The sequence below is a fragment of the Paenibacillus sp. GCM10027630 genome, assembly GCF_042676305.1.
In the GTDB taxonomy this organism is placed as follows: Bacteria; Bacillota; Bacilli; order Paenibacillales; family NBRC-103111; genus Paenibacillus_S.
In genome coordinates, this window is sequence record NZ_JBHTGY010000059.1 from 1 (window position 1) to 11,531 (window position 11,531).

An 11,531-nucleotide genomic window follows, 5' to 3' on the forward strand; every position below is an offset into this window, starting at 1 on the left:
CATAGTCTAGCTGAGGATCTCTTTGATTAGAGCGAAACATAGACATCACCACTTTCCAAATTATTTACTATATTATATCAAATTAACGCGGTGAATTGGTGAATTGTATTAAAGAAAAAAAAGACTGCCGAGACTTTCTCGACAGCCTGAAAATGTCAGGTTAATTGATCCGATAAATAGCGTTCCAAGCCCTATAGCTGGAATTTCTCATGCTAATTCTACGTATTTTGGCTCATATCATCCATAGCGTCTATATTAGCTTGAGTTTTTCCAGTTAGATTGATTTCAAACGATATCCAGGCTGAATTAACATGAGGATTTCCATCTATTGTCTTTCTTTCGGCAGCCGCCCGAAAATCCTAGTCTCCTCGAAATCAACCTTCGAACATCGGTTCTCTCGCCATCACCTTAAGCAGCATCCACAAGGGGCAGCCGCCTAATAGCTTAAGCTATTAAGTGGCTGCCCCTTTGTAAATGAACTATATTAATGCTCCATATGGTCTTCAGGCTGCGCTGCCTTAACAGTCAAGCCTCCGTCTACCATCAGCAAATGTCCATTAATCTGCATGGCCTCATCTGATGCCAGGAATACAACTGCGTCACCGATCTGCCTGGCTGTTCCAAGCCGTTTCATCGGATTAGCCTCCACTTCTTGGGCACGAATACGCGGATCTGCCAAGAAGTCTGTGCACATATCCGTATCGACCGTGCTTGGTCCTACAGCATTTACGTTAATGTTATATTTACCAAGCTCAATAGCCATTCCCTTGGTAAGCATATTAGCCGCCGCTTTGGAGGATTGATAATGCGGGATAACCGGGCTTGTAACGACAAGGCTTGCTGTCGACAGCACATTGATAATTTTGCCGTAACGCTTCTCAATCATAGATTTGGCAGCAAGCTGTGAGCACATGAAGATGGACTTTACATTGGTGTTGTAAGTCCGGTCCCAAGTCTCCTCGGTAACCTTCATAAAAGGTTCAAAAGGAGCAATACCAGCATTATTAACCAAAATTTCGATATCCCCAAGCTCCTGCTGAACCTTCTGGAACATGGCCTCCACCTGCTCCTTATTGCCCACATCCGCCTGAACAACAATTGCTTTACTACCCAGCGCTTCAACCTGCTCCTTCACATTTTCCGCTAAAGAACGGGAACGGTCGGACGTATAGTTAATCGCAACAAGGGCTCCCTCTTCAGCCAACCTAATTACGATTGCTTCACCAATCCCCCGGCTCCCGCCCGTTACTAGAGCTACCTTACCACTTAATCTGGCCATTGCTGATTTCCTCCTATTAATTTTGCGTTAGCAAAACTAGCATCGAACGTACTATTTATATTAAAGACTAGGTCCAATTCGGTTAATGCTGAACTCCGTATGGCCGAGAATTTCTGCCTTAGTCAGTTTACCGTTTGCCACCTCTTTGATTTCATTCCAGATCAGCTCTCCGGCATCCTCCAGGCTTATTGTGCCAGCCAGCATGTCGCCTACATTAACATCCATGTTATCGCTCATCCGCTCGAACATCCGTGTGTTTCCTGTGATTTTAATAACAGGAATAACCGCTGAGCCTGTCGGCGTACCGCGTCCGGTTGTGAAACAAACCAGATGAGCTCCACCTGCGGCCATTCCCGAAACGCACTCAATATCGTTGCCGGGCGAATCCATAAAGTATAAACCATTTTTCGGGATAGTCTCGGCATACTCTACAATGCCCTGAATAGGTGCATTGCCGCATTTACTAATACAGCCAAGGGACTTCTCCTCGATTGTCGTCAAGCCGCCTGCAATATTACCAGGACTTGGGTTGCCTCCACGCATATCGGCACCCATCCGCTCTACTTCTTTCTCAAATCGGTTAACGATATGATACAGCTCTCCAGCAACTTCCTCTGTCGCACAGCGGGATGCCAGAACATGCTCCGCACCGATGATTTCAGTCGTTTCACCGATGACAACGCCGCCGCCCAATTGAATAAGCGAATCGGCAGCAGCACCTAAAGCCGGGTTCGACGCTAATCCTGAGGTAGCATCAGAACCGCCGCATTTCACACCAATGATAAGCTCGCTGAATGGAACCGGCTCAGGCTGCATGGCATTCAATTGCGCCTGCATCTTCTTGGCAATCTCGACACCGTGCTGAATCGCCTTAACCGAGCCGCCGACAGATTGAATATCGAATACTTCTACCAGCTTGCCTGTAGGCCGGATTGCATCTGCAAGCTCATTAGGATCTATAACCTCACAGCCCAAGCTGATAATGATAACTCCGCCAACATTCGGATTTCTCCCGGTCCCTGCCAACACATCGAATGTGCGCTCTTTATCCGCACCAATCTGGCTGCATCCATGCTGATGGGGAATTGCGACGGTTTCAGGTACCATCTGGGAAATACGGCTGCACACTTGATTAGCACAAATGACTGTCGGAATAATGAGCAAATGATTGCGGATTCCTACCGTGCCATCAGGTCTTCTATATCCCATCATATGATCCATTTTGTTGTCCTCCTATGAGCTTCGCTTGAGCGAAACTGACTTTCGTTAGCATGTTCTAAGTATGATTATCTAAACCCTTACAGCCTGGTCTCCCCGGCCGCGTATACCTTCAACGTTGTGCACATGTACATGCTGTCCGGCCTGTATGCCAACTGTCGTTCGACCGATGACTTCCCCATATTTACGGATATCCGTTCCTTCCGCAGCATCCTCTATTGCAAATTTATGACCGAAAGGAATCGGATCAATTAGCGTCAGCTCTCTTACTTGATCCTGAACGCGGTATATTATTTTCTGCCCTTGCTGCAAATCCTTAATTGCCGTAGCTACGTGATCGCGCGCATCCATTACCAATGCATCAGCGCCCGCCTCGATATGATGACCTGCCATGTTTATTACACTCCTTCGTGTTTCGCCTAGCGAAACTTACTTTGCAAGCTTTTGCTCATCTACCAAACGGTTGGTCAGAGAACCCAGTTTGTCGATTTCAATGGTCACAACATCGCCGTCTTTCAGGTATACCTGTTGGGACTCTGGCAAGCCCAGTACTACGCCCTCAGGAGTACCTGTCAAAATCACATCGCCCGGAACCAAAGTCATGTGCTGGGAAATGTAGCTGACGATTTCATCACAATGGAAAATCATGTCGGATGTATTGGAGTTTTGGCGAACTTCTCCATTGACGATACAACGGATACCCAAGTCGTTCGGATTGCCTACTTCATCTGCTGTTACAAGATAAGGACCTAATGGGCTGAAGCCGTCGCAGCTTTTGCCAAGCAGCCATTGCTGCGTGCGCAGTTGAAGATCACGGGCTGACAAGTCATTAACATTACAGTATCCGAATACATGGCTCAAAGCGTCCTCTTTGGACACATACTTCGCTTTCTTGCCAATAACGATTACAAGCTCCGCCTCATAGTCGACTTTGCTGGATACTTTTACAGGAAGCGGAACGTCTGCGCCATGACCGGTTAAAGTGTTATTAAATTTATTGAATAAAATCGGGTATTTCGGAATCGCTGCTCCCGTTTCTTCAGCATGCTTACGGTAGTTAAGACCTACACAAATGATTTTGTTAGGATGCGTAACGCAAGGTCCAAGAGTCAGATCCGATTCATTTAGGACATAGCCGGATTCAGCACCTGCTGCTGATAGAGCTTGGTTTACATAGGATTGAAGAGATGCTACGGCTGCTGCTCCGCCATCGATGACTTCATGCACCGTTTGTGCTACGGATTGGCCGGCTGCAGCAGGAACCTTTTGCAATGCAGCGGAAATATGTACAACGCCTTGTTCGGTTTTAACGCCCAGCTTTTGTTGACCATTTTCGATAAAAGTTAGCAGTTTCATCCTCTTCATTCCTCCATTAGTTAAATGATTAAATTCTAAGCATCCTTGCCAAAAACTACACCACCGTCAATGTACAACGGAGAGCCCATCATGAAACGCGATTCGTCTGAAGCCAGGAACAAGGCCGCTTTAGCAACATCCTCAGGTCTGCCCAGATCTCCGCTTAATTGACGTTTCTTCAACCCTGCGATAGCTTCCTCAGGATCATCGTACGAGGTGCGCAAATAATTTTCTACAAAAGGAGTTAAGATGGTTCCAGGCAGCAGCGCATTGACACGAATTTGGTAAGGTGCATAATCAACCTGCATCGATTTGGTCAAAGCAAGCACAGCGCCCTTGGTTGCCGAATAAGAAGCGCGGCGAGCCAAGCCGATCTCAGCAATACATGAGGACATATTAATGACAGATCCTTCACGGCGTTCCATCATATGAGGAATCACATACTTGCTTGGCAAGTACACACCTCGGATATTGATATTAATAACACGGTCCCATGCGTCGGGCTCCACCTCATGGATCGCACCTACACCGCTAACGCCTGCGTTATTGAACAATACGTCGATACGGCCATAAGCTGCGATCACTTGATCAACCATCGCCTTAACGGATTCGGGATCCGTAACATCGGCTTGGATAAAGATAGCATTGCCGCCAGCCTGTTTGATTAGCTCAACCGTCTCCCGGCCTTTTTCCTCCATTAAATCATTGACGATAACTGTAGCGCCTTCCTTAGCGAACAAAAGGGCTGAGCTCTGTCCGATTCCCGAGCCTGAGCCAGTAATTAAAGTGATTTTATCCTGCAATCTCATAACTGCACATCCTTCATAATAGATTGAATTATGACGTACTCTGCGATAATCTTGCTGCCAATGCACATATCTCACGTTGTGCCAGCTCTCGCTTCTGTTCCCACTCATGCTGGAACATGGAGCAGCTTATCGCAGCGATTGCCTTCCCTTCAGCATCATGCACAGGCGCTGCGACACAGCAAAAGCCCATGACCGCTTCTTGCAGGTCAAAAGCATAACCATCCGCGCGTACAATTTCCAGCTGAGTCAATAATTCGCTGCGCCGATTTATCGTATGCGCCGTCGGGCAAGGCTCCAGCTGCTCTTGCGGAAACAACTGCTCCAGCGTTGACATATCCAACGATGCGAGCATCGCTTTACCCAGCGCTGTAACATGCGCCGGCAGCTTCATGCCCGGCTCCGAGGCCAAGCGTACGGGAGACGGCATCTCCTCCTTGGCTAAATAAAGCACCTCGTGCTGCTCCAGCTTAGCCAGTTGGATCGTCTCTTGAATCGTGTGCTTCGTCACAGCAGCTTCCTTACGGAAACGATCAATCAAGCTGAACTGCTTGAAAAAAGCGTTTCCAATGAATCCCAGCTTAGCTCCTAACGAGTAAGTTCCTTCCGACTCCCGCACTACCCATTCCAAAGTCTCCATGGTGTTCAACAAAGAGAACATCGAGCTTTTGTTAATGCCGAGATTGTTCGATAAATCAATAAGTCTAAGCTTCGAAGGCTGTTCCGAGATCATCTGCAGTACATCGTTGGCCTTTTCCAAAGCCGGAACCCAATATTTCTTTTCCATTGCGTCCTCCCAAGCTGAAAGACAATTACGGTTTACTATAATAAACCTTAGTTTTGTATAATCTACAACTAGATCGTACCACCGATAAAAAACGGTGTCAACTGGTTTTAACCTTTTTCAAACAACATAGTTTTCAATCATTCTAATCATCATTAGATCAGCAAAACGGGCACCCCCTCCACCTGTTCAGTGGTCTGAAGTGCCCCTCTCAAAAAATCCGTTATCCTATTAATTGTTATCCCTATTTCACCTTATTTGACTACATGCAGTACACTTTCCATCTTCTCTTCATCCAAATCTATTCCAAGTCCAGGTCCATCCGGAACGTGAATGAAACCATCCTTGATGACAAATTGCTTGGTTAAAAATTGCTCTCTGATGCTTTCTTTCTCAATGGAATATTCATAATAGCTGGTACATTCCGGCGTGCTCGAGGCCAGATGGAGGGCAGCGGCAAAGCCCACGCCACGGGTTGTATTATGCGGTACGTAATGAATATTAAACGCACGGCATAACGTAGCAGCCCGCTTCGCGCTCAATATCCCACCGCATTTGATCGGATCAGCGGCATACAGATGGCATGCGCCTTTGGCAATGAAATCGCGGAAGGTGAAAATATTCCAGTCCTGCTCGCCAACATGGATCGGAACGGGCAGCGTGCTGCACAGCCGCACATAGGTATCCACATCGTAATAAGGGCATGGCTCTTCATAATGATGAATATCATACTGCTTGATCTTATCAAAGAGCTGTACAGCCTGAATGTACGTGTAGGAGCTGTTGCCATCAACCATCAGCTTGCAATCGGGTCCAATTTCCTCTCTGACCCTCCGCACTTTCTCGGCATCTTCATTCAGATCAACCGGCAGACCCGTGCCGAACCGCGGACCTACCTTGATTTTAACAGCCTTAAACTGAAATCTGTCCAATCCTTCACGCAGCTTGCCTGTCTCCTGATCGTTACTCAGATCTCTGCTCATGCTTGAGCCGTATAAAGGAATCGTTGCTCTATACTTCCCGCCGAGCAGATTATACAAGGGCTGACCCAGAAATTTGGCTTTTGCATCCCATAATGCAATCTCTACACCGCTATAAGCTGCTGCCAGCAATTGTCCGGATATTTTATAATGCTTTCTCATAATCTTTTCTTCAATTCTTTCGATATCAAAAGGGTCCATTCCAATCAGCTGCGGCTTAATAACGCTCTCAATGATTTGCAAGACCGAGTCGACCTGCATGGGACTACATTCGCCATACCCTGTAATCCCTTCGTCCGTCTCCACTTTTACGTAGAACATTCTTTGTTCAATCCCCACATAGGAAACTACATTAGTGACCTTCATTCCTCGCTCCTCCAGACCCATATCAGCACTTGGTTAAACAGCTGCAATGGTTACTTTTTATTGGGATCTTTCGCATATTCCTGACTAAGCTCCTCAATCACCTTATCTCCGCCAGCTTTAGTCCACTTATCCAATACATCCTTCCAGCCCTTCTCGTCCAGCTCGCCCATGATGTATTTAACGCGGCCATCTGTAATAATTTTGTTTAATTCGGACCCTTTGCTGACCAAGGTAGGGGTAATGTAAGCAGCAGCGGGGTTGATCACAAGGTTCTTCTCTACAGCCTTTTTGGCTGCTTTATATTTAGTCGTATACTTGTCGAATTCTCCTGGCATCGCACGCGACCCATCCGCTACCTGTAATGCCTGCTGAAGATGGATGACCTCCGAAGCATATTTCGTATCCTGCTCCGGCGTGCGCTTCGCCTTACCGTTATCTACCGAATAATGAACACCCTGAATGCCCCATTCAAAAATATTTTGACCGGTCTCATCAGACAGCTTATCGAAATAAGCCAAAATTTTACGAAGCTCAGCCTCTGTTTTCACACTTTGCTTTGGAATCAGGAATGCCCCGGACCAGCCATTATCCATAAGCACCTTAGTCCCCTTCGGACCATTCAATGTACTCGAAACATCCAGCTCCGCTTTAGGGTTAATTTTGAACAGCTCCGAATGTCTTGTAATAAAGTCGGGATCACCCAAGCGAAGGCCATATAAACCTTTGTTAACATTATCAATATTTTTCACTCTCGTTGTGATGGCAAAGTCAAGATTGATCAGCTTCTCCTGATAAAGCTTGCGATAAAAATTCATAGTATCCATGTATTCCTTGCTGAATGCGGTTGGAATCAGCTTGCCGTCCTTAATATCATACTCATTCCCGCCGCCATATGCCGCCATAATAAACTTGAAGCCGCGAATCGACATTTCCTCGCCCATACCTAAAGTATCATTTTTACCGTTTTTATCCGGATCGTTCAAGGTATAAGCTTTGATAACATTGTAAAGCTCATCAACTGTAGTTGGCGGCTTTAAGCCTAAGGCATCCAGCCAGTCCGTCCGGTAAATCATCCCGTCTCCTACCAAGGATCTGCTTCGGAACATATAATAATTTTTACCATCCACGGCCGTGTTCCTCAGAACATCCTTATTCATCGCTCTTTCCAGATTCGGATAATCCTTCAGATACGATCCAATTTCCCAGAAGTGGCCCGCACGAATCGCATTGATGATAGGCATTGGCTTATTATTGACAAGGATCACCATAGGAAGCCCGCCCGAGGCGACCGTTGCATTCAGTTTCTCATCATAGGTGGAGCCGGGTACCCATTGAATTTCCAGCTTCGTGTTGGTATGCTTCTCAATTGCTTTAATGATCGGATCATCAGGGCGTGGCGGCTCGGCCAATACACTCTGGTTCATCATCGTAATGCGAAAGGGTTCATTACTCGTTGCCGTCGGCTGCTTGTCTCCTTGAGGAGCCGTACTTCCACTACTTCCTGCGCTGCAGCCAATAACGCTTACACTGAAGGCTGTAACTAAGCTTATTAACGATAGATTGCGCAATTGATTTTTAGATTTCAACATACTTGATCACCCCTTAGTTGATTTATTAAAGCTGCGATCTCTATAAAGCCAGCCCTTGCTCCAGCTTAAACCGAAATGCCATCACGGCCTTTTTTACCAATATCCAGCTTGTCTCTAAGTGCTTCTTCTTCCAAGTTACCGGAGAAAAACTGGCTCGCATTATAAATATAATGAAACCCGGTCTTGATCGCGATAGCATAATGGCTTCTAGGCTCTGTACCAACAACTGCCGCCAATTCCTGCTGTGACACCTCAGCGCCATTTCGGAGAGCTGCTGTCAGCTGCAAAATCGGCTCATTCCGATCATAAAAATTCGGTTCAATAACAAATCTTTTGACTTTAGCAGGGTCAGGAGTCACTATCGCATTGGCATAACGGTCCATATGAATAATTTGCTCCTGATGACGCGCGTACAGCTTATCCATCCAGCCTTCGATATTTTCGGTATCCGGAATGAAGGTGTGCATTTCAATTAGCGCTCTTTGATGAAGAATCCGATAAAAATCCGTCAATGCGGTTATGTTAAATTCGGCAGTAATCGGCAAGCTCTCTATCCCTTTCTCGAAGCTCGCCATTTCAAAATGAAAAGGAGTATTGCGCCTCTTGGCATAGAGCTCGCTAAAAATGAAGGCATCATGGTAAATACTGCAATCGGTCGGAAATTCCGTAGATTCCGGTTCATGCTCTCTGAATACCGGCTTCATCTGCCGATCCGCTGCTCTGTGGGAGAGCCATCCCAATATAAAAGCCAGCTTGTAATCCAATCGGTCCTCTGCTGTTCTCGTTTCCCACCTCGACCGGTAATCCTTCAATAAATTTACAGTGAACTTATCGCCAGACCGTGTCACACTCCCGAATTGAGCAAACTGTGGAAATTTTTTACCAACCTCCTTGAATGAAGCATGGATATTTTCCGACGCATACATAAGATTAAAACAATCCTCCAGCACCGCTGTATGTGTTACGTGTTCTGACAATGAAATCACTCCTCTGATCCATTTTTGTATTTCGACCGCTATTTAAGCTTCCTTCCAAATTCTAGGGCGGCCGGACTCTCACCATTGAGCTGGCTGCTTTCATCTCTCATCACCTTCGTCTGTGAAATAAATGTGAGCTTGGTTGGTGTAGGCTAGCCTTTTACGGAACCAATCATTGCCCCCTTGGCAAAATGCTTCTGAAGAAACGGATACACACAAAGAATAGGGAGAGTGGAAATAACGATGACGGCCATCTTGATGATTTGAGCAGGAGGAACGATATAATTTTGATCAAATGCAGTAGAATCTCCAATTCCTCCTTGCGCTAAAATAACGATTTGCCGCAGCCATACCTGTACAGGCCACATGCCGTTATCATTGATATAAAGCACTGCCGAGAAGAAGGAATTCCAGTGTCCAACTGCATAGAACAAAGAGAACGTAGCAATCGCCGGCAAAGAAAGTGGAATGACAATCTGCCACAGTATCCGCAAATCGTTACAGCCGTCTATTTTAGCCGCTTCCTCCATGCCCTCGGGCATCTGTTGAAAAAAGTTTTTCAAGACGATTAAATTAAAAGCACTTATGGCTCCCGGCAATAATAGCGCCCAATAGCTGTCCAGAAGACCCAAGGTTTTGACTACCAGGAAGGTCGGGATCATCCCCCCGCTGAAAAGCATCGAGAAAATAACCATCAGCATGAGCGGCTTCCGCCCGTCCAAATCCTTTCTGGACAACGGATAGGCCATAAGGCAGGTGAATAACAGATTAATCAATGTCCCGGCTATCGTTATGAAAACCGTCACACCCAGACTTTTCAAAATCACATTCGAAGAGAAAATATACCGATATCCCTCCAAAGAGAATTGAGTTGGAAACAAGACGAATTTCTTCATGATCATTTCTTCCGGGGCCGTTAAGGAACCGGCTAATACATAAATAAAAGGCAGGATTGTAACTAAAGCAAATAAGGATAAAAATACATAATTAAACGCATCAAACAACCTGCTGCCCCACGAGCGGTCTTCTACCATCAGCCTGCACACCTTTCTTTCTTTTTGTATAATCTCCTATTGACTGGCGAGCGGGCTTAGTAGATTCCCTCTTCACCGGCTTTTTTAGCCAAGAAATTAGCGAGCAGCACTAAAATTATGCCAACTATAGATTTGAACAAGTTAACAGCCGTCGCATAGCTGAAATCGCCGCCTTCAATTCCTTTTCTATATACATAGGTATCGAATACTTCCCCAACCTCCGTATTCATCGGATTCAGCATAAGAAAAATTTGTTCAAAGCCCGAGTCCAGAAAGTTGCCTAATCTTAGTATTAAAAGAATGACGATCGTACTTTTAATCGCCGGAAGTGTCACATGCAGAAGCTGATGCCAACGATTTGCCCCGTCAATTCGCGCAGCTTCATATTGTTGAGGATCTATGCCTGCCAAGGCAGCAAAAAACAGGATTGTCCCCCATCCGGTTTCCTTCCAGATGACCTCGCTGATTATCATGCTTCTAAACCATTCCTTACTTAGCAGGAAATTGATTTTATCTCCGCCAAAATAAACAAGCATATTGTTCACAATTCCGTCTTCTGTAGTAAACAAGATGTAGGCAATCCCTACTACAACTACCCAGGATATAAAGTGGGGAATATAAATCAGAGTCTGAATGAACCTTTTGAACAATTCCTTGCGCATTTCATTCAACAACAGAGCAATCATGATGGGCAATGGAAAAAAGAAGAACAGGTTGTACACAGCCAAAATAATGGTGTTCTTAAAAATTTGAATGGTAGACTCATTGTCAAAAATTGTTTGAAAATGCTTCATGCCGACCCAGCTGCTATCCCAAAAGCCTGAAAAAGGCGAATAATCCTGAAAAGCAATTAACACACCCCACATCGGCAAATATTTAAAAAGAATGAAATATAGGACACCTGGAAAAAGCATGAAGTACAACCACCGATTTTTGATGACCCTTTTTATCCATGGCGTGCGTAAAGTTCGGGCTTGGCTCAACCCTTTGGTTAAACTAATATTCAAGACAAGACCCCTCCTGTTCTGTTCTATTGTGTAGATTTCTATTCGGTTTCGGCGGTTCGAATCGGTTTATAAACTGACCTTAACATGAGCTTGAATGACTTGATAGAATCATTAGAGAACCTTTTGAAAACCCTT

At 45.6% G+C, this 11,531-nt stretch carries 11 protein-coding genes; all 11 read right to left on the reverse strand.

Annotated features, from left to right (window positions below; genetic code table 11):
* Positions 1 to 484 precede the first annotated feature (484 nt).
* Positions 485 to 1,279, reverse strand: a complete 795-nt coding sequence (locus ACFQ0C_RS29715; RefSeq protein ID WP_258214853.1) for an SDR family NAD(P)-dependent oxidoreductase — start codon at positions 1,277 to 1,279, stop codon at positions 485 to 487.
* 60 nt (positions 1,280 to 1,339) lie between these two features.
* On the reverse strand, positions 1,340 to 2,500 hold the full coding sequence (locus tag ACFQ0C_RS29720; protein WP_258214854.1) for a UxaA family hydrolase: 1,161 nt from the start codon (positions 2,498 to 2,500) through the stop codon (positions 1,340 to 1,342).
* 69 nt (positions 2,501 to 2,569) lie between these two features.
* Positions 2,570 to 2,890: a UxaA family hydrolase gene (locus ACFQ0C_RS29725; protein WP_379372141.1), complete on the reverse strand. Its 321-nt coding sequence runs from the start codon at positions 2,888 to 2,890 to the stop codon at positions 2,570 to 2,572.
* A 36-nt stretch (positions 2,891 to 2,926) separates the two neighbouring features.
* On the reverse strand, positions 2,927 to 3,853 hold the full coding sequence (locus ACFQ0C_RS29730) for a fumarylacetoacetate hydrolase family protein (RefSeq protein WP_379372143.1): 927 nt from the start codon (positions 3,851 to 3,853) through the stop codon (positions 2,927 to 2,929).
* A gap of 35 nt (positions 3,854 to 3,888) precedes the next feature.
* Positions 3,889 to 4,662 (reverse strand): SDR family NAD(P)-dependent oxidoreductase, encoded by a 774-nt coding sequence (locus ACFQ0C_RS29735; protein WP_379372145.1) that lies wholly within the window; start codon positions 4,660 to 4,662, stop codon positions 3,889 to 3,891.
* A 28-nt stretch (positions 4,663 to 4,690) separates the two neighbouring features.
* Positions 4,691 to 5,446 carry an IclR family transcriptional regulator gene (locus tag ACFQ0C_RS29740; RefSeq protein WP_258214858.1) on the reverse strand — a complete coding sequence of 252 codons (756 nt, stop codon included), beginning with the start codon at positions 5,444 to 5,446 and terminating at the stop codon, positions 4,691 to 4,693.
* 251 nt (positions 5,447 to 5,697) lie between these two features.
* Entirely contained in the window at positions 5,698 to 6,789 is a 1,092-nt protein-coding gene (locus ACFQ0C_RS29745) for a mandelate racemase/muconate lactonizing enzyme family protein (RefSeq protein WP_379372148.1), read from the reverse strand.
* A gap of 50 nt (positions 6,790 to 6,839) precedes the next feature.
* Entirely contained in the window at positions 6,840 to 8,378 is a 1,539-nt protein-coding gene (locus ACFQ0C_RS29750; protein ID WP_379372150.1) for an extracellular solute-binding protein, read from the reverse strand.
* Positions 8,379 to 8,443: 65 nt separating this feature from the next.
* Positions 8,444 to 9,355: a hypothetical protein gene (locus ACFQ0C_RS29755; protein ID WP_379372152.1), complete on the reverse strand. Its 912-nt coding sequence runs from the start codon at positions 9,353 to 9,355 to the stop codon at positions 8,444 to 8,446.
* Positions 9,356 to 9,507: 152 nt separating this feature from the next.
* Complete coding sequence (locus tag ACFQ0C_RS29760; RefSeq protein ID WP_379372154.1) at positions 9,508 to 10,389, reverse strand: carbohydrate ABC transporter permease; 882 nt, start codon at positions 10,387 to 10,389, stop codon at positions 9,508 to 9,510.
* A 56-nt stretch (positions 10,390 to 10,445) separates the two neighbouring features.
* Positions 10,446 to 11,303, reverse strand: coding sequence for an ABC transporter permease (locus ACFQ0C_RS29765; RefSeq protein WP_379372287.1), 858 nt, complete (start codon positions 11,301 to 11,303; stop codon positions 10,446 to 10,448).
* Positions 11,304 to 11,531: the final 228 nt, after the last annotated feature.